The sequence below is a fragment of the Variovorax sp. Soil_C_39 genome (genome assembly GCF_057656815.1).
Window position 1 is genome coordinate 1 of sequence record NZ_JBDGJQ010000023.1, and the last position, 19573, is coordinate 19573.

The following is a 19573-nucleotide window of genomic DNA, read 5'->3' on the forward strand; positions in this document are numbered from 1 at the left end:
CTGCGACAGCCCCTCGGTGCCGCGCATCGAGCGGAACTTCAGCTGCTCTTCACCCAGCGGGGTGTGGGCCGTAACGACTCGCGCCATGAAAGTTGTCTCCTTGATGCATTCCTTGATGCCTTCTTATGCTTGCGAGAACTCGTACTGAAAGTCGTCCTCCGCCGCCGACAGCCGCACGCCTGCCAGCTTGCGCGCTGACACCGTGGCGCCGATCACCTCTTCGCTGAGGCGCGGAAGGATCGTGTGCGTGAGGATCGCGTCGATCATCCGGCCGCCCGACTCGATGGCAGTGCAGCGGCGCGCCACCAGTTCGACGGCGCTGTCGTCGTAGGCGAACGCAATGCCGTGGTTCGCGTCCAGGCGCGCGGCGATGCGGTCGAGCTGGAGCCGGATGATGCGATGCAACGCGTCGGCGTGCAACGGGTAATAAGGCACTACAACGAGACGGCCGAGCAGCGCCGGCGCAAACACCTTGAGCAGCGGCTCGCGCAGCGCCTGCGCGAGCGGCTCGGGGTCGGGGCGCAGCGTCGGGTCTTCGCACAGCTGCATGACCAGGTCGGTGCCGACGTTCGAGGTCATGATGATCACGGTGTTGCGGAAGTCGATGTGCCGGCCCTCGCCGTCTTCCATCCAGCCCTTGTCGAAGACCTGGAAGAAGATCTCGTGCACGTCGGTGTGGGCCTTCTCGATCTCGTCGAGCAGCACCACGCTGTAGGGGCGGCGGCGCACGGCCTCGGTGAGCACGCCGCCTTCGCCGTAGCCCACGTAGCCGGGCGGCGCGCCCTTGAGCGTGGAGACGGTGTGCGACTCCTGGAACTCGCTCATGTTGATGGTGACCAGGTTCTGCTCGCCGCCATAGAGCGCCTCCGACAGCGCGAGCGCGGTCTCGGTCTTGCCCACGCCGGAGGGGCCGCAGAGCAGGAACACACCGACGGGCTTGTTCGGGTTGTCGAGCCGCGCGCGCGCGGTGCGGATGCGCCGCGAGATGGTCTCGAGCGCATCGGGCTGCGCCACCACGCGCGCCGACAGCGTCTCGGCCAGCCGCAGCACCGATTGCGCATCGTCGCGCACCATGCGGCCGATCGGAATGCCGGTCCAGTCGGCAACCACGGTGGCGATGGCCTGCGCATCGACGGCCGCGAGAATCAGCGGCGACTCGCCCTGCAGCTGCGCGAGCTGGTCCTGGGCCTCATTCAGTTCGGCGCGGATCTGCTCGGGCGTGCGCTCGGGCTCGGCCTCTTCGCTCACTTCGCCCTCTTCGCCGTCCTCCGCCTGCACCGGCACGGCCGCGGGTGCGAGCTGCTGTCGCAGCGCGACGATGCGCTCGACCAGTGCCGCCTCTTCCACGCGCCGCGCTTCCAGCAGCGCGAGCTCGGCCTGCGCCGCGGCCACCTCGGCCGCGATGTCGTCCACCCGCTTCGCCTCGCCGACGCCGATGGCCGCCTCGCGCCCGGCGATGCCCGACTCGATGCCCAGCACCTCGATGCGGCGCTGCAGGTCCTCGATCGCGGCGGGCAGCGCATGCTGGCTCAGCGCCACGCGCGCGCAGGCCGTGTCGAGCAGGCTCACGGCCTTGTCGGGCAGCTGGCGCGCGGGGATGTAGCGGTGCGACAGGCTCACGGCCGCCTCGAGCGCGGCGTCGAGGATCAGCACGCCGTGGTGCTTCTCGAGCTCGGCCGAGATGCCGCGCAGCATCACCACCGCCTTGGGCTCGGTGGGCTCGTGCACCTGGATGGTCTGGAAGCGCCGCGTGAGCGCCGGGTCCTTCTCGATGTACTTCTTGTACTCCGACCAGGTGGTGGCCCCGATGGTGCGCAGCCGGCCGCGCGCGAGCGCAGGCTTGAGCAGGTTGGCCGCATCGCCCGTGCCGGCAGTGCCGCCCGCGCCCACCAGCGTGTGGACCTCGTCGACGAACAGCACGATCGGCTTGGGGCTCTTCTCGACCTCGTCGATCACCTGGCGCAGCCGCTGCTCGAACTCGCCCTTCACGCCCGCACCGGCCTGCAGCAGCGTGGGGTCGAGCACCCACAGCGACACGTCCTTGAGCGAGGGCGGCACGTCGCCCGTGGCAAGCCGCGAGGCCAGGCCTTCGACGACCGCGGTCTTGCCCACGCCGGCCTCGCCGGTGAGCAGCGGATTGTTCTGGCGCCGGCGCATCAGGATGTCGATGATCTGGCGGATCTCGTCGTCGCGGCCGAACACCGGGTCGAGCTCGCCCGCGCGCGCCTTGGCCGTGAGATCGCTCGCGTACTTGGCCAGCGCGGAACCACCGGCCGCGGGGCCGTCGCCGGAGTGCGCCGCCGCGGGCGCGCCGCCATGCACAGCGGCCGGTGCGGCGGCATCTAAGTCGTCCTCGGGCGAGCCTTCGGTCCATGCGGGCAATTGCGCGATCAGCACGTCGGGCACGATCTTGTCGAACTCGCGCGAGATGCCCGAGAGCACCTGCCGCAGGCCCGGTGTCTTGACGATGCCCGCGAGCAGGTAGCCGCCGCGGATCGAGGTCGCCTCGAAGCGCAGGCTCGCATACACCCACGCGCGCTCGACCGCATGGTCGACGTGCTCGGAGATGTCGCTGATCGACGTGGCGCCATGCGGCAGGCGGTCGAGCGCGCGCACCAGATCCTGTTCGACCGCATCGAGGTTGAGGCCCGCGCGCTTGACGATGCGCAGCAGGTCGCTGTCCTGCAGTTGGAGGATCTGGTGCAGCCAGTGCACCAGCTCGACATAGGCATTGCCGCGCAGCTTGGCGAACGCGGTGGCGGTCTCCAATGCCTTGTAGAGCATCGGGTTCAGTTTCGAGAAGAGAGAGACGCGGCGGATGTCGGTCATACCTGGGAGAAAGAAGCGGTGGAAGCCCCAGCCCGGGCGGCCGTGGCGGAGCGAGAAGACAGCGCCTCGGGCGCGAAGACCATGTCGCCCGCGTCGGTGTCGGACAGACGTTCGCCGAGCCAGCTGCCCCAGCCGAGCCGCTGGTCGCTGCCGAGCTGCATGCCGCGCGCCTCGGGCTTGCGCAGCACGAGCCGCAGCTCCCAGGCGAACTCGATGCCGATGTACTGGCGCACCCAGTCGACCAGCTGCGAAAGCCGCGCGCTGCCCGGCAGGAAGGCGCGGAACTCGTCCTGCGAGAGCGGGCCGAGTTCGAGGCGGAACTTGCTTTGCGCGTCGCGCACTGCGAGGCCGATGGTGGCGCCGCCGCCGAGCTGGTGATTGCGCCCGAACAGGCCGATGCGGCTGACCTGCCGCTCGTCGAGCAGGACCCAGTCACTCACGAATTCGTCGACCCGCACCGGCACCTCGAAGTACAGCCGCAGGATCTGGATCAGGCCCTCGGGGTTGCGCGTCTGGCGCACGAGGTGGCCGGCCATGTGGGTGCGCGCATGGTCGGCGATGCGATCGCGCTGCTTGAGGCCCGGCTGCCCCATGTTCATGAGGCTCGCGACGTAGTCGACGAAGCGGTGGCCGTCGGGGCGATCAAGGCTGTTGACCGACTGCGCATCGGCCCAGGCGCGGTAGAACAGCAGGATCAGCCGATGGTGGAACAGGTCGGCGAAGGCGCTCAGCGTGTGGTCGCTGTGGTGGCGCTTGCGTTCGCGCGCGTACTCGGTCAGGTGCAGCGGCAGCGGCCCGTTGGGCCCGAACAGGCCGAAGCCATAGATCGAGATGCGCGGCGGGCCGTCGCCGTCGACATCGACACCCGAGACGTTCGATGGCGCGAACGCCATCGACGGCTCCTGGCCCAGGCGCAGCGGCTCGTCGACCGGGCGCGGCGCACGGCCCAGCAGCGGATGCCCGCCTTGCGCGTCGAGCCGGCGCAGCAGCATGAAGAGGTCGTGCTCGAAGGGCTGCTCGACGAGCCTGGCCCAGAGCACGGGGTCGGCGTCGGCGGCGCTGCGGCGTGACGTCGGTGCCGCTGCAGGTGCCGCGCCGGCCTCGGCGAACTCGCCCGCGCCTGCAGCCACGCCGTCGGGGGTGTCGGCCAGGTTCATACGGTCGGCCGCCGTCCGATGCGCGGCGCCCAGCGCGCGATCTCGCCGCGCTGCAGGCTTTCGAGCGAGAACTCGGTGAACGCGTTGAGCGACACATGCCGGCTGAAGAACTGCTCGAGCACCGCGCCGAAGAGGTACGGGCTCGCGCCCGAGAAGGCGACCTCGTCGATCTTGAGCGCGATCTCCACGCCGCGGCCGAAGACGATCGGCCCCGGCTCGGGCAGGCGCCGGAACACCGGCGCGAGCGCCATCGAGCGCACGCCCTGGATCTGGCGGCGCACCGCCGGGTCGGCCAGGTTGCCGTAGAGGTCGAGCATCTCGCGCAGCGCGGCCGCGCCTTGCGCCGCATCGACGTCGGTCAGGCTCAGGTAGTTGAGCCCGAGATGGCTGATGAGGCGCCAGGTGAGCGCGCCCTCCGCCAGCGCGGGATAGGGCCGTGACGGCCCGCGCAGGATGCGCACCGCGCGCACCGGTGCCGACACGCGCAGCGTGAAGTCCGACTCCAGCCCCGTGGGCAGCAGGAGCGGCAGGTCGCGGTTGGTGCACAGCGCATCGATCGTGATGTGCCGCAGGCTGTGCGGGAACGGCGCATCGTGCTGGTCCACCAGCGACACGTACACCTCGCTGCCGGTGTAGCTGGTGCGCGTGCCCTGCGCGCGGGCGCGGTCCGAAACCAGGCGCGGCTCGCGGCGCAGCGAGAAGTACGCGCCGAAGTCGCCGTCGTCGGCCGCGAACGAGCCGAGAAAAGGCCTGAACTCGCGCTCCTCCGAGCCGCTCGCCATGTGGCCCGTGACGCGCTCGACGGTGAAGATCTCGAAGTCGCGCGGGCGCGTGCGGTCGATCACCGCATGGTGCTCGTGCTGCCCGGGACCGACCGGGATGCGGTCGCTGCGTCGCGGCACGAGATTGATGATCGGCGTGCAGAACAGCGAGAAATGGCGCGCATCGACGAGCCGCTCGAGCTCGGCGTCAGCGCGGTCGAGCAGGATCACGATCTCCATCGTCGTGCCGCTCATGGCCGCGGCCGCGGCACGCAGGTTCTTCACGCTGAAGAACAGGTAGCGGTCGGGGAACGCGAAGTACTCGTGCAGCAGCCGGTAGCCCTGGAAGGAGCGCGCGTCGTAGGGCAGCAGCGACTGGTCGGGGTCGAAGCCCTCGTGGCGCACGGCCTCGTCGCCGAGCGGCACGATGCGCGCGGTGCTGCCGGGGCCGCTGCGGCACACGACCCCCACGCCGTGGTGCACCGCGAGCTCGAGCACGCGCAGCGCATGCAGCTCGGCGCCCGAGAGAAAGAACTCGAGCCGGTCGATCGGCATCTCGGAGAACCTGGCGCCGCCCACGGCCTCGAGCTTGATGGTGAGCGCGCTCTTGGCCTGCCGCGCCACGAGCGGCATCGCATGCGCGATCTCCGCAGGCACGGGGCCGATGCCGGCCTCGGCAACCTTGATGGGCCAGAGCGTGACCGCATGGCCGGTGCGGAATTCGCAGGCGGTCTGCTCGCCCTTGATCATGCGGCCGCGCAGGATGGTGTGGCGCGGCAGCTCGTAGCCGGCCTTCAGCGATCCCTCGTTGAGGTTGCCGTCGATCTGCACCACGGCCATCGCGGGCAGCGGCGCGAGAAAGTTGGGATACACCACCTCGAGCAGCCGCTGCGAGAAGCGCGGAAACTCCGCATCCATCTTGAGCTGGATGCGCGCCGTGAGAAAGCTGAAGCCCTCGAGCAGGCGCTCCACGTACGGGTCGCTGACCTCGATGCCGCGCATGCCCAGGCGCCCCGCGATCTTCGGATAGCGCTCGGCGAACTCGGCCCCGAGCTCGTGCATGTAGGTGAGCTCGCGGTTGTAGTAGTCGAGGAGCTTGGCGTCCATCAGTGGCTCTCCCCCAGGCTTCGCGCACTGCGAGTCGCTTCTCCCTCCCCCTCACCGGGGCCAACACCAGCGGCCCGGCAAAGCCGGTTCCGTGGTGTTCCTTGCACGGAGGTGCGGTAGCGCATCACAAGCCTCCCGTTGGACGGAGCACCATGTGCCCGCTTTCAAGGTCCAGCTCGGAACGCAGGATGAACTCGATCGGATAGGGCACCGACCAGAGCGTGCCGCGGATCTCCAGCGCGAGCAGGTTGTGGTGCTCGAGATCGTTCGCGTCGGTGACGCAGCGCACGTCGATGCTGTCCTTCATGATGCGCGGCTCGAAGTCGATGATGGCGGCGCGGATCGCGGCCTCCACGTCGGCGAAATCGACCTCGGACATGCGCCCGCCGGCCCAGCCGCGCACGCCGAAATTGACCACCGAGCGACGCGCGCGCGGCATCGCGTTGATCTGGTGCTCGGCGCCGAAGTTGGTGGTGTTGAGCAGCCACTGCAGGTCGCGCAGCACCGAGTCGCGCAACAGCTTGCCGCTCATGAGGAACGCGCCCGCGCGCTCCTGGCGGTTCTGCGGCTGCTTGTCGGTCAGGCGGTCGAGCAGCACCGGCTGCAGGCGGTCGCGTGCAACGCTTTCCTGCGGATCGCCGTCGCCATCGGGGGCCGAACGGTTGGCGGGCAGCACGGCGCTCACTGGACCACGCGCTCCCCGTCGCCGGCAGCAGCATCATCTTCAGCAGCGTCGGCCAACTCGATCTGGCGGATGTCGAGCAGCGAATGGTCGCCCGCTTCGCTGATCAACGTGCGTTGGCCGACGCCGGCATATTGTTCCTCGCCCGCGAGCGGCAGCCAGTCGGTGCGGCGGCCCAGCACGGCCTCGTCGTCAAGCGCATCGAGCGCGCCGGGATAGCGCACCGGCACCAGGCCGTTGAGCCCGCGGCCGTCCTGCAGCTCGATCATGGCCGGCGCCCAGAGCAGGTCGACCAGGTGCTGCGGACGCGCGAACTTGATGCGGCGCACCGCCGGCAGCGGCAGCCAGGCATAGCCCGAGGGTGTGAGCAGCTCCAGCACGGCGCCGATGCGCACGTCGCCGTCGCAGAGCCAGGCGAATGCGCTGCTTTGCACCGGCTCGCCGTCGATCGCCTGCACGGCGCGCGCATCGGTGCGGTCGACCAACGACAGGGTGCCCGCCACCGCGGGTGCGGCCTGCCGCGCGGCTTCGCGCAGGCGGGCGGCCTCGGCGGCCTGCTCGGGCGCCAGCGCGGCCGCGGCGATGAGGGCGTCGACCCATTCGCCGCGGCCGTCGATCACGGCCGGCGCAGGGCCGCCGTGGTTCCAGAATTCGGTGCGCTGGCGCTCGGCAGCGAGCGCCATGGCGCAGGTGGCGCTGGCGGGCGCGAACGCGGGATCGATCTTCGCGGCCAGCTTGAGCTGGTCTTCAGCCCGCTGCCATTCGCCCTTGAGAGCCAGGAAATGGCACAGCGCAAGGCGCAGGCTGGCGTTCTGGGGACTCGCGCGGATCTGCCGCTGTACCCCTTCGGTGTGCTCGGCCACGGAGCGCTCGCCCAGCACTGCAAACCCATCGCCCATGAAACGTCCTCATTGACTCGCACGCGGCCCACAACATGGCGCCGCCGAGTGAAACATGTAGATGAAGAGGCCGGCCGCGGCGCGCCGCGTTCGTGCGGCGCGCGCAAGGCCGGCCGGGCAGGAAAAAAAGCGGCGGTCAGCCTTCCTTGTTTTCCTTGATGTTCCAGGCCAGCACCGTCTCGGCGCCCTTGCCGCCCTTGTCGGTCTGCTCCCAGTACTGCTGCTTGACCTTGGCGGCCTGGAAGGCGTACTGCACCAGCACCGCCTCGCTGCCCTGCTCGGCCGTGTATTGCACCGAGGTGACCAGCACTTCCTCGAGCGTGACGCGCGTGTACTCGATCTGCGAGCCGCCGGCCTTGCACACCGAGACCTCGATCTTGCTCAGGTGCTTGCCGCTCGCGCAGTTCTTGAGTACCGACGGTGCCGCCTTGTCGATGCGCGCGATTACCTGCAGGTCGTTGAAGCTTGCCTTGCCCACGCCGCCGCCGCCGCCGCTGACCATGTTGCCGGGCTGCGTCGCTCCCCATGCGAACGAGGTGATATCCGTCCACTCCTTGTGGTTCGAATCTTTGGATTCGCCGTTCGCGCCCTCAACGCGCATGAACATGTCTACTGCCATGGTGAAACCCCCAAAGTTATTGTTGCCCGATCACGGGACACGGTTGAACTAGCTGCTGTCCTTCTTGTTGGACGGCAGCTTCGAAACCAGCCGCAATGACACCGTCAGCCCTTCGAGCTGATAGTGCGGCCGGAGAAAAAACTTGGCGGCGTAGTAGCCGGGGTTGTCCTCGATCGACTCGACCTGCACTTCGGCCGCCGCCAGCGGCTTCATGGCCTTGGTGTCCTGCGACGACGTGCCGGGGCTGCCGTCCACGTAGTTCATGATCCAGTCGTTGAGCCAGCGCTCCATGTCCTCGCGCTCGCGGAACGAACCGATCTTGTCGCGCACGATGCACTTCAGGTAGTGCGCGAAGCGGCAGCACGCAAACAGGTACGGCAGCCGCGCGGCCAGGTTGGCGTTGGCGGTGGCATCGGCGTCGTAGTACTCGGCCGGCTGCTGCAGCGACTGCGCGCCGATGAAGGCCGCGAAGTCGGAGTTCTTGCGGTGCACGAGCGGCATGAAGCCGTTCTTCGCCAGCTCGGCCTCGCGCCGGTCGCTGATCGCGATTTCGGTCGGGCACTTCATGTCCACGCCGCCGTCGTCGGTCGGGAAGGTGTGCGTGGGCAGGTTCTCGACCGCGCCGCCCGACTCGACGCCGCGGATCGAGGTGCACCAGCCGAACTGCTTGAACGAGCGGTTGATGTTCACGCCCATCGCATAGGCCGAGTTGGCCCAGGTGTAGCGGTTGTGCAGCGCCGAATCGGTTTCTTCCTCGAACTCGAACTCGTCCACCGGGTTGGTGCGCGCGCCGTACGGCAGCCGCGCCAGGAAGCGCGGCATGGCCAGGCCGACGTAGCGCGCGTCTTCCGACTCGCGCAGCGAACGCCAGGCGGTGTGCTCGGTGTTCTGGAAAATCTTGGTCAGGTCGCGCGGGTTCGACAGTTCCTGCCACGAGTCCATCTGCATCACCGTGGGCGAGGCGCCCGCAATGAAGGGGCAGTGCGCGGCCGCGGCGATCTTGGCCATCTCGCCGAGCATCTCGACGTCGGGCGGGCTGTGGTCGAAGTGGAAGTCGCCGATCAGCGCGCCGAAGGGCTCGCCGCCGAACTGGCCGTACTCGGCCTCGTAGATCTTCTTGAACAGCGGGCTCTGGTCCCAGCCGATGCCCTTGTGGCGCTTGAGCGAGCGGGCCACTTCGCGCTTCGAAGCGCACATCACGCGGATCTTGAGCTGCTCGTCGGTCTCGGTGTTGTTGACGAGGTAGTGCAGGCCGCGCCATGCGCCTTCGAGCTGCTGGAAGTCTTCGTGGTGCAGGATCTGGTTGATCTGCTCCGAGAGCTTGCGGTCGATCTCGGTGATGATTGCCTGCACGGTGCGGTAGGCGTCGTTCGAGATGGTGACGGTGCTCTCGAGCGCCTGGACCGCGAGCGTCTTGACGGCGCTCTGCACCGCGTCGCGGGCCTGGTCGGTCTTGGGCTTGAACTCGCGCTGCAGAAGGTCGGAGAACTCGTTCGGCTCGAGCGCTTCGACGGTGGCGGCGCTGCTCGCGCGTGCTGCTGTCTGTTTGGGTGCGGTGCTCATGGTGGAGATCCTGCTTATTCGGAAGAGGTGCCGGGTGTGCCCGACTTCTCGTTCGCCGCCTCCACCGCCTTGGCCACGGCGGGGTTGGGCGCGGAGGCGAGCGACTTCAGCAGCTCGGGGTTCTGGAGTGCCTGCGCGATCAGCTGCTCGGCCCCGTTCTTGCCGTCCATGTACGACAGCAGGTTCGACAATTCGGTGCGCGCTTCGAGCAGGTGCTTGAGCGCGCCCACCTGGCGCGCGATGCGCGCCGGCGAGAAGTCGTCCATGCTGTCGAAGGTGATGTCGACGTTCATCTGGCCTTCACCGGTGAGCGTGTTGGGCACCTGGAAGGCGACGCGCGGCTTGATGGACTTCATGCGCTCGTCGAAGTTGTCGATGTCCACGGCCATGAAGTCGCGCTCCGCGAGATCGGGCATCGGGTCGACCTGCTTGCCCGCGAGGTCGGCGATCACACCCATCACGAACGGCAGCTGGATCTTGCGCTCGCTGCCGTAGATCTCGACGTCGTACTCGATCTGCACGCGTGGCGCTCGGTTGCGCGCAATGAACTTCTGCCCACTGTTTCTGACACGGTTGTCTGCCATAAAGCTTCCTCTTGAATCTCAATGCGTGTTGATCGACCTTGACTGATGCTGCTGATGCCGTGCGCAGGCGGCTCAAAGGCCGTCGTTCATTCGGCCGCCGAGCTCGCGCTCAGCGACCGCCCCGCCAGGCTTTCAATCTTCTGAACGCCTTCGGGCACGAGCTCTTCGATGATCTGGAAGAAGTTGAGGTCCAGCAGCCGCTGCGCGCGCCGGATCAGCATCGGCGCCGGATGGCTGGGTTCGGTGCGTTCCAGGTACTGGCACGCTTTTTCCAGCAGCACATGCACATCATCACGGCTCGATATTTCAATCTCTTGAATGCCCGGCTTGCGCGCGCCTGCGGCCACGTTGTGCTGCCCTGCGCCCGCCGCAGAGGCTGAACCCTGCGCGCCCTGCGAATTCGCATCGGCAGCCCCGGCGTCGGCACTTGGGGCGGCCGTCGGCTCCGGCTGCGCCTGCTCGGGCAACAGCTGGATGACGGTGCGCAGCGACCGCTCGAGGCGAGAGAAGTCGGGCGCCCAGCTCTGGCCGAGGGCGCGCTCCGAGGTCTCGCGGATGCGCTGCAGCAGCTCGAGCGCCGCGTGCAGGGCCACCACCGGCGCCGCCGCCTTCTCCTGGGCGCGGCGCGCCACTTCCCTGAGCCGGGCAATGCCGCCCGGATAGTCGATCTGGTCGGCCTTGCTCGAATCGAGCAGTGCCTCGACCTGGCGCAGGCTCATGGATGCGCCGCCGTCGTCGAGCAGCTTCGCATCGCGCACGCTGCGCCCGAGTCCTTCGGCTTCGGCCAGTGCGGCCAGCGCATTCATGCGCGGCAGCGGGTCCTCGAAGCCATCGTCGACGACGCGCGGATGCACCGCGTCCCAAAATTTCTGCAGCACGCCGTCGACCACGCGCAGGCCATCGACGTAGCCCGGCAGGCCCCGGCTCTCGGTCCATGCCAGCGTCAGCAGCACCAGCACGCGCACGTCGAGCGTGCGCTGGCAGAGCTGCTTCGCGATGCGCTCCACGCGTGCCCAGTCGGGCGGCTCGGCCGGGATGATGGTCGAGCCGAACTGCTGTTCGCGCTTGCCCGTCGCCGCTTGCTGCAGTGCCAGGTACTCGGGGTCGTACTCGAGGTCTTCACCACACGGAAGCGGACCTTCGACTGGCGACTGCAGTAGTTCGATCTCGCTGGGCGGCAACCTCTGTCTCCCGTGTTACTTCATTAACAGGCGGGTATCTTGAGGGGAACGCGAACAATGGTCAACAGCAACAGAATGCAACATGCTGCCAATGAGTCACAAAGAAGTACAACTCCTTTGAACTCGTAGAAATAACGTTTACAGCAGCTGGCGGCCCGCCAGATTGCGCATCAGCGCGCTTAAGCCGAAAGTCCACCGCGGCGCCTGATCGGCATGCACGACGCGATTGACCAGGCTACCCAGCTCGGGTGCCGAAATGCGCACCCGGTCACCGACCACGTGCGTAAAGCCCTGCCCCGGGCCGTGGCGGTCCTGCGTCGGCGCGAACATGGTGCCGAGGAACAGCACGAGCCCGTCGGGATAGTCGTGGTGCTTGCCGATCGCCTGCGACACGAGGTCGAGCGGATCGCGGCTGATCTTTGCGAGCGAGCTCGAACCTTCGAGCACAAAGCCCTCGGGCCCGCGCACCTCGAGCGCCACCGTGATGCGCCGCACATCGTCGATGCCGAAGTGCGCATCGAACAGCCGGATGAACGGGCCGATGGCGCACGAGGCATTGTTGTCCTTGGCCTTGCCGAGCAGCAGCGCACTGCGGCCCTCGAAGTCGCGCAGGTTCACGTCGTTTCCGAGCGCCGCGCCCAGCGTCTCGCCGCGGCTGTTGACCGCGAGCACCACCTCGGGTTCGGGGTTGTTCCAGACCGAGGCGGCATGGATGCCGATGTCGGCGCCGGTGCCCACCGACGAGAGCACGGGCGCCTTGGTGAAGATCTCGGCATCGGGGCCGATGCCCACTTCGAGGTACTGCGACCACGCGCCCTGCGCGATCAGCACCTCCTTCACCTTCGCGGCCTCGGCCGATCCCGGCACGATGCCCGCGAGGTTGTCGCCGAGCACGCCGCCGAGCGCCGCGCGCGTGGCCTCGGCCCGCGACGCATCGCCGCGCGCCTGTTCCTCGATCACGCGCTCCAGCAGGCTCTCGACGAAGGTCACGCCGCTGGCCTTGACGGCCTGCAGGTCGCAAGGCGCAAGCAGCCAGGGCTTCGCTTCATCGCGCGAAACGGTCCCGTCGCTGTTGGCAATGGTGTCGGCCAGCGACGCGATGCGCGGCGCCTTGCCAGCCTGTACCGCGCGCTGCACGGCGTCGGCGGGCGAGCCCGCGGCTTCGAGCAGGTCGCTCATCGTGGGCGCCACTTGCGAAAGGTCGTGCAGGCCGCCTTCATGGACCGCGACCAGTACCGGGCCGACGTTCGGTTGCCAGATGCGGCCGACGAGGGTGGCGCGCGAGGCGTCTTGCGGAAGGCACGAGGCGGCGTCGAGGTCGAGGGGCATGGTTGTTGTCTCTGGTGGGTATCGGGGAAGAAGGCGATCGTAGCGCCGTGCGTACGGCCAGACCGCTCAATGCCCGCGTGCAGCAGCAGCATCCGCCCGCACGCGCGCCACCTGCGCCTGCAGGTCGTCCCACGCCGGCGCCTGCGGCGCGAAGCGCGCGCGCATGTAGCCCGCGAGCTCGGCGAGCTGGCGGTCGTCGAGCGCCTCACGGAACGCGGGCATGAAGCCGATGTCGCGGCTCGCAGGCTCGCGCACGCCGTCGAGGATGGTGCGCAGCAGGTTGTCGGGCTTCGCGCTCGTGAGGTTGCTGTTGAGCGCGAGCGGCGTGTTCACGCCCAGCAGCGTGGGACCGTCGCCGTCGTGGTGGCAGGCGGCGCAGGCGCTGTCGAACATGCGCTGCGCCGGGCCGAGCAACTGGCCCTGCGTGCGTGCCGCGTTGTCGACGACGCGCCGTGCCTGGGCCTCGGCCTCGGCCTCGGGCACCGGCGCGGGGTTGAACGACGCAAGGTAGGTGGCCATGGCGCGGATGTCGGTGTCGGGCACCACGGCGAGCTCGCGCACCACCTCGGCCATCGGCCCGCCCGCGATGCCGTGGCGCGGCGAATGGCCGTTGCGCAAATAGCGATAAAGCGACTCGGCATCCCACGGCATCGCGGACTTCGATGCGGCCGTGAGCGGCGGCGCCTCCCAGCCGTCGACCATCGCGCCCGACAGGAACGCGCTGCCGCCCTGCTCGGCGCCGAGTGCATTGCGCGGCGTGTGGCAGGCGCCGCAATGGCCGAGGCCGTTCACGAGGTACGCGCCGCGGTTCCATTCGGCGCTCTGCGCCGCCACGGGCTGCGCGGGTGCCGGGTCGTGGAAAAGCGCGTTCCATCCGGCCATCAGCGGGCGCAGGCTGAACGGAAACTTCAGTTCGGCCTTCGGCGTTTCGGCGCGCACCGCGGGCAGCGCCATAAAGTACGCGTACAGCGCCTGCAGGTCGTCGTCGCTGGTTTTCGCGAAGGCGGTGTACGGAAACGCCGGGTACAGATGATGGCCGTCGCGCGAGATGCCTTCGCGCATCGCGCGCTGGAAGGCGCTGAACGACCAGCGGCCGAGGCCGGTCTCGGCATCGGGCGTGAGGTTGGTGGTGTAGAGCGTGCCGAAGGGGGTTTCCATCGCGCGTCCGCCGGCGTTGGATACGCCGCCCGGGGCGGTGTGGCACACGGCGCAATCGCCGAGCGCGGCGAGCACGCGGCCGCGTTCGACGGTCGCCTGGCTGTAGACGGGTGCGGTGAGCGCGACGGGTGCGATGGCCGAGCGCCAGCCGAGAAGGCCGGCGATGACGCCGATGCCGCCAATGGCGAGCGCAGCGGCCGTGGCCCACACTCCTTTGCGCCTCGGCCAGGCGGCATTGCTCCTTCCCCCTCCGGGGGAAGGTTGGGATGGGGGCACGACAGCGTCACCATCCACACGCCGCTGGCCCCCACCCCCACCCCCGCCCTCCCCCGGAGGGGGAGGGAGAAATGCCCGATTCAGTTCGGCCAGCACCTTCTCGGGGGTGAACGGCGGCTCACGAAACCGCACACCTGTCGCATCGAAGATCGCGTTCGCGATCGCCGCCGTGCCCGGCACCGACGACGACTCGCCCGCGCCCAGCGAGGGCTCGCCGGGCCGCGGCATGTGCATGATTTCGATCACCGGCACGTCGCGGAAGTTGATGATCGGGTAGCTGCCCCACTCGCGGCTCGCGACCACGCCCGAAGGCAACACGCCCGGCAACTGCGCGCCACCCGCGGGCGCCTCGGCGGATTGCGGTGCGAACTGCACCTGCTCCTTGAGCGCGCGGCTGGTGGTCTGGATCACGTTGCCATGCACCTGGTGCTCGACGCCGGCCGGATTGACCAGCAGGCCCGCATCGTGCCCCACCACCACGCGGCGCACGTGCACTTCGCCGGTCGTGCGGTTGACCTCGACGTCGGCCACCCAGGCCGACCAAGCGGCGCCGAAGCCCGGCCATTTACTGTGGACGTAGCGCGCATAGGCGAAGCCCTGGCCGAAGAGGATGTCACCGCCCGGGCCGAGCCCGCCATCGGCTTTCTCCTGCGGCCCGGTGCGCATGCGCCAGCCGGCCTTCTGCGCGGTCGCCTGCACCAGTTCCACCGCGCGCGGATCGTTCAGGTGGCGCAGGCGGAACTGCACTGGATCGACGCCCGCCGCGGTGGCGAGCTCGTCGATGTACGACTCGTGCGCGAACGAACTCGGCAGCGCCGACACGCCGCGCAGCCACGACGCCCGCACGATCGGCGCCATGTCGTTGACCTTCACGCGCAGGTTGTCGAACGCATAGGGTGGGCGCGCGGTGCGGTCGCCCATCTCGAAGGCCTGCGCCACGGGCTCGATGGTGCGCGTGAGCAGCAGCGCGAGCGTCGGCGCGCCGTTCGACGGGTACGAGGTGGCGAAGTCGTAGGCGGCCACGCGGCCATCGGCCATGAGCCCGCCATCCACGTCCATCAGCTGCGCGGCGCCTTTGGGCTCCCAGGCGTGCTCCTGCTCGCGCGTGAGCTGCACGCGCACCGGCACGCCCACGGCCCGCGCGAGCAGCGCCGCATCGGCAGCCGCGTCATCGGCACCATTGCGACCGTAGCAGCCGGCGGCCTCCATGCGGACCACGTCGACCTGCGGGTCCTCGAGGCCCATGAGCCGGGCCAGGTCGGCGCGCAGCACGTGCGGGTTCTGCGTGCCGGTCCAGCAGCGCAGCCGAACCTCGCAGCCCTCTCCATCGGGCTGCCACGCGGCCAGCGCACACGAGGGGCCGATCGACGCATGCATCTGGTAGGGCCAGACGTAGGTGCGCGGCATCGGTTGCGCGGCCTGCGCGATGGCGCCATCGACATCGCCCTCGTCGACCAGCAGCCGCTGGGTCGAGGGGTTGTCGCGCAGAGCCTGCGCCACGTCGGAAAGATCGGGCATGCCGGGCCAGGGCTTCCAGCGCACGCGCAGCTCGCGCAGCGCCTGTTCGGCGTGCTCCTCGCGCTCGGCGACGATGCCCACGAAATCGCGGATCACCACCACCGCGCGAATGCCGGGAATGTGCGCGATCGACGCTTCGTCGACCGACTCGAGCGTGTTGCCGATGAAGTCGCCGTGGTCCGCTCCTGCATAAGGCGGCCGCACCACGCGACCATGCAGCATGCCGGGCACGCGCATGTCGTGCACGAAGACCTGCTCGCCCGCGAGCTTGGCCGGTATGTCGACGCGCGCCTGCCGGGTGCCGACGATGCGGTAGTCGGCCGGGTCCTTGGGCTGCGCCTGCGGATCGAGCCGCAGCACCGTGCGCTGGCCGGCCACGAGCGCGGCGTAGCTTGCGCGCCGCTCCGGCTCGGCGGCCACGCGCACCATGCCGTTGCGCAGCTCCAGCGCCTCCGGCGCCACGCCGAGCCGCTCGGCCGCGCGCGCGCGCAGCCATGCGCGCGCCTGTGCGGCCGCGAGGCGCAGCGGCTGCGCATGGATCTGGATCGATGCGCTCGCGATGGTCGCGCCCTGGTTCGGCGCACGCGCGGTGTCGCCGAGCATCACGCGCACGCACGGCATGCCGAGCTCGAGCTCTTCGGCGACGATCTGGCCGAGCGCGGTCTGGATGCCGGTGCCCAGGTCGACATGGCCGTTGAGCGCCGAGGCGCTGCCGTCGTCCCACACCGCAAGCAGGATCTCGTCGCCTTCGGCAGGGTTGCCCGCGATGAAGGCGGGCTGCCCCTTGGCGGGCGGCGGTGGGGGCGGCGTCTCGCGCACCACCAGCAGCACGCCGTCGGCCGAAAGGAATTCCGCGCGCGTGCGCGGCAGGTCGGCGCGGCGCGTCATGCGGCCGGTGCGCGCAGGCGCGCGGCCGCGCGCTGCACCGCGTCAAGAATTTCGATGTGCGTGCCGCAGCGGCACAGGTTTCCCGAGAGTTCGCTGCGGATGCGCGCCTCGCTCGCGTGCGGGTCACGCGCGAGCAGCGCCGCGGCCTGCATCACCATGCCGTTCAGGCAGTAGCCGCACTGCGCGGCCTGCGCCGCTTCGAACGCGGCCTGCACCGGATGCCAGTTTGCTTGCGTGCCAAGGCCTTCGAGCGTGGTGATGGTGCGGCCCGCCACGCCGTGCGCCGGGATCACGCAGGCGCGCGCCGCAATGCCGTCCACATGCACCGTACAGGCGCCGCACTGCCCGAGCCCGCAGCCGTATTTCGGCCCGTTGAGCCCGAGGTCGTTGCGCAGCAGGTGCAGCAGCGTGGCCTCCCGCGGCACGTTGTCGAGCGTGTGCGCACGGCCATTGACCTGCAGGCACAGCGCAGCCTCGTTCTTTTCTTCAGTACCGCAGTGGGTCGTCGTCACGGGGATGCAGCCGTCCTTCAGCTCGGAATATCGCCGGACTGGATGCGCTTGACGCCCTTGGCCGCCATCTGCTTCCAGGCCGCCGCCAGCGAACCGTCGAGGTCGATCGCACGCGTGGCGTCCTCGATCACGTAGACCTCGAAACCGGCCTTGCGCGCGTCGAGCGCGGTCCATGCCACGCAGAAGTCGGTGGCGAGCCCGGCCACGTAGACCGTCTTGATGCCACGCTGCTTGAGGTAGCCGCCGAGGCCGGTCGGCGTCTTGCGGTCGGCTTCCTCGAAGGCCGAATAGCTGTCGACGCCCTTGTTGAAGCCCTTGCGGATGATCAGCTGCGCGCCCGGAAGCTTCAGGTCCTTGTGCAGCGCCGCGTCGTCGGTGCCCTGCACGCAGTGGTCGGGCCAGAGCACCTGCTTGCCGTAGCTCAGCTTGACGCTGCTGAACGGCTTCTGGTCCGCATGCGCGCTCGCGAACGAGGCATGGCCCGGCGTGTGCCAGTCCTGCGTGACGACGATGTTCTCGAAAGCGCCGGCGAGCCGATTGATCACCGGCACCACCTCGGCCCCGCCCTTGACGGGCAACGTGCCGCCATCGACGAAGCAGTTCTGCACGTCGATCACGAGCAGTGCGGACCTGCCGTCGGGCTTGAGCGGACCCGCTGCGAAGGCGTCGAGGGCGAGCCCGCCGCACAACCCGAGGACGGCGGCGTAGGTTGCGAAGCTTCTGCGATGCATGGCGGGACTCCTTTTTCTTTCGTCGAACGATGACGGAGGCTAGACGCTGAGGTAGGCGCGGCGCACTTCCTCGTTGGCCGCGAGCTCGGCCATCGTGGCGTGGTAGCGGATCTGTCCCTTCTCGAGCACATAGGCGCGGTCGGAGACGAGCTCGGCAAAGTGCATGTTCTGTTCCGACAGCAGGATGCTCACGCCCTGCGCCTTCAGTTCGAGGATCATGTTCGCCATCTGCTCGACGATCACCGGCGCCACGCCCTCCGAGGGCTCGTCCAGCAGCACGAGGTACGGGTTGCCCATGAGCGTGCGCGCCACGGTCAGCATCTGCTGCTCGCCGCCGCTCATGCGGCCGCCCGGGCGGTGGGGCATCTCGCCGAGGTTGGGGAACAGGGTGAACAGCCGCTCGGGCGTCCAGAGCGGCGCCTCGCTGCCGTCGGCCCAGCGGCGCGGGGGCTGCTTGCCGACCTCGAGGTTTTCCATCACCGTGAGGTCGGTGAACACGCGCCGGTCCTCGGGCACGAAGCCCAGGCCCAGGCGCGCCGCATGGTGCGGCTCGCTCTTCGAGATGTCGTGGCCGAGAAAGCGCACCGCGCCGCGGCGTTTGGAGAGCATGCCGATCAGCGTCTTGAGCGTGGTCGACTTGCCCGCGCCGTTGCGGCCCATGAGCGCGACCACCTCGCCGCGCCGCACCTCGAGGTCGACGTCGTAAAGAATCTGCGCGGCGCCGTACCAGGCGCAAAGGGCCTTGGCTTCGAGCAGCGGTTCGTGTGCGCTCATGCTGTCGCTCCCATCGCGGCCGCCTTGGCGGCCACCTTCTCGAAAGTCTTGCCGCTGCCGAAGTACACCTCCTGCACTTTCGGATGGTCGCGGATCTCGAGCGGCTTGCCCTGCGCGATGAGGCGGCCGCGCGCGAGCACGATCATGCGGTCGGCGTACGCGAACACCACGTCCATGCTGTGCTCGGTGAAGAGCACCGCCATGCCGCGGTCGATCACGAGCTGCTTGGTCAGCGCCATCAGCGAATTGCGCTCCTGGGGGGCCATGCCGGCGGTGGGCTCGTCCATGAGCAGCAGCTTCGGGCTGTTGGCCATCGCGATCGCGAGCTCGACGCGCTTCACGTCGCCGTACGCCAGCACGCTGCAGGGCCGGTCGGCCTGCGCCTTCATGCCGACTTGGTCGAGCAGCGCCAGCGCCTCGTCGCGCCGATGGTCGGCCGCGCGGCGCCACATCGAGAACAGCTTGCCATCGTGCGAGAGCAGCGCCATCTGCACGTTCTCGACGACGGTCAGCGAGGCGAAGGTTTCGGCGATCTGGAAAGTGCGGCCCACGCCCATGCGCCAGATCTCGCGCGGCCTGCGGCCGACGAGTTCCTGGCCGTCGAGCGTGATCGAGCCCTGGTCGGCCTTGAGCTGGCCGTTCACCATGTTGAAGGTGGTGGACTTGCCTGCACCGTTCGGGCCGATGAGCGCGAGCAGCTCGCCGGGGGGCAGCTCGAAGCTGATGCCGTCGACGGCTTTGACGCCGCCGAAGGACTTGCCTAGGTTGGAGACCTTGAGGAGAGTCATTGGGTTGGACGGCCTTCGTGAGGTGCTTGTTTCTTTTTGGGTTTCGGGGCCGGGTCTCGCCCCGGCGGGCGACTCACTTTCTTTTGCTTCGCCAAAAGAAAGTAAGCAAAGAAAAGGCGACCCTGCTGTCTGCGTCCCTTCGCTTCGCTACGGGCAACCTGCGGTGCTCGGCTGCGGCGGGGGTCCGCAGAACTCGCTTCGCTCAAACAGCTGCGGC

15 protein-coding genes are annotated in these 19573 nt (G+C 69.0%); all 15 read right to left on the reverse strand.

Annotated elements, in window-relative coordinates; all coding sequences use genetic code 11:
* Window positions 1-123: 123 nt before the first annotated feature.
* The 15 genes from tssH to AC3A6J_RS27580 all read right to left on the reverse strand — a co-directional run bounded on the left by tssH (window position 124) and on the right by AC3A6J_RS27580 (window position 19356).
* Window positions 124-2829: a type VI secretion system ATPase TssH gene (gene tssH, locus AC3A6J_RS27510; protein WP_487863190.1), complete on the reverse strand. Its 2706-nt coding sequence runs from the start codon at window positions 2827-2829 to the stop codon at window positions 124-126.
* Window positions 2826-3986, reverse strand: a complete 1161-nt coding sequence (gene tssG / locus AC3A6J_RS27515; protein ID WP_487863191.1) for a type VI secretion system baseplate subunit TssG — start codon at window positions 3984-3986, stop codon at window positions 2826-2828. The genes tssH and tssG overlap by 4 nt, the downstream gene beginning before the upstream one ends.
* Window positions 3983-5854 carry a type VI secretion system baseplate subunit TssF gene (tssF, locus tag AC3A6J_RS27520; RefSeq protein WP_487863192.1) on the reverse strand — a complete coding sequence of 624 codons (1872 nt, stop codon included), beginning with the start codon at window positions 5852-5854 and terminating at the stop codon, window positions 3983-3985. The genes tssG and tssF overlap by 4 nt, the downstream gene beginning before the upstream one ends.
* A 124-nt stretch (window positions 5855-5978) precedes the next feature.
* Window positions 5979-6539, reverse strand: coding sequence for a type VI secretion system baseplate subunit TssE (gene tssE / locus AC3A6J_RS27525; protein ID WP_487863193.1), 561 nt, complete (start codon window positions 6537-6539; stop codon window positions 5979-5981).
* Window positions 6536-7435: a type VI secretion system accessory protein TagJ gene (locus AC3A6J_RS27530; RefSeq protein WP_487863194.1), complete on the reverse strand. Its 900-nt coding sequence runs from the start codon at window positions 7433-7435 to the stop codon at window positions 6536-6538. The genes tssE and AC3A6J_RS27530 overlap by 4 nt, the downstream gene beginning before the upstream one ends.
* 136 nt (window positions 7436-7571) lie before the next feature.
* Window positions 7572-8054, reverse strand: a complete 483-nt coding sequence (locus tag AC3A6J_RS27535; protein ID WP_487863195.1) for an Hcp family type VI secretion system effector — start codon at window positions 8052-8054, stop codon at window positions 7572-7574.
* 48 nt (window positions 8055-8102) lie between these two features.
* Window positions 8103-9617, reverse strand: coding sequence for a type VI secretion system contractile sheath large subunit (gene tssC, locus AC3A6J_RS27540; protein ID WP_487863196.1), 1515 nt, complete (start codon window positions 9615-9617; stop codon window positions 8103-8105).
* Window positions 9618-9631: 14 nt separating this feature from the next.
* Window positions 9632-10201 carry a type VI secretion system contractile sheath small subunit gene (gene tssB / locus AC3A6J_RS27545; protein WP_487863197.1) on the reverse strand — a complete coding sequence of 190 codons (570 nt, stop codon included), beginning with the start codon at window positions 10199-10201 and terminating at the stop codon, window positions 9632-9634.
* 86 nt (window positions 10202-10287) lie between these two features.
* Entirely contained in the window at window positions 10288-11382 is a 1095-nt protein-coding gene (gene tssA / locus AC3A6J_RS27550; RefSeq protein WP_487863198.1) for a type VI secretion system protein TssA, read from the reverse strand.
* 138 nt (window positions 11383-11520) lie between these two features.
* Complete coding sequence (locus tag AC3A6J_RS27555; protein ID WP_487863199.1) at window positions 11521-12711, reverse strand: fumarylacetoacetate hydrolase family protein; 1191 nt, start codon at window positions 12709-12711, stop codon at window positions 11521-11523.
* Between the two features lie 66 nt (window positions 12712-12777).
* On the reverse strand, window positions 12778-16551 hold the full coding sequence (locus AC3A6J_RS27560; RefSeq protein ID WP_487863200.1) for a molybdopterin cofactor-binding domain-containing protein: 3774 nt from the start codon (window positions 16549-16551) through the stop codon (window positions 12778-12780).
* Complete coding sequence (locus AC3A6J_RS27565; protein ID WP_487863201.1) at window positions 16548-17063, reverse strand: (2Fe-2S)-binding protein; 516 nt, start codon at window positions 17061-17063, stop codon at window positions 16548-16550. Before AC3A6J_RS27565 ends, AC3A6J_RS27560 begins: the two co-directional genes overlap by 4 nt.
* A 17-nt stretch (window positions 17064-17080) precedes the next feature.
* Window positions 17081-17794: a bifunctional nicotinamidase/pyrazinamidase gene (gene pncA, locus AC3A6J_RS27570; protein WP_487863202.1), complete on the reverse strand. Its 714-nt coding sequence runs from the start codon at window positions 17792-17794 to the stop codon at window positions 17081-17083.
* A 39-nt stretch (window positions 17795-17833) separates the two neighbouring features.
* On the reverse strand, window positions 17834-18568 hold the full coding sequence (locus AC3A6J_RS27575) for an ABC transporter ATP-binding protein (protein WP_487863203.1): 735 nt from the start codon (window positions 18566-18568) through the stop codon (window positions 17834-17836).
* Entirely contained in the window at window positions 18565-19356 is a 792-nt protein-coding gene (locus AC3A6J_RS27580; RefSeq protein ID WP_487863204.1) for an ABC transporter ATP-binding protein, read from the reverse strand. The genes AC3A6J_RS27575 and AC3A6J_RS27580 overlap by 4 nt, the downstream gene beginning before the upstream one ends.
* Window positions 19357-19573 lie beyond the last annotated feature (217 nt).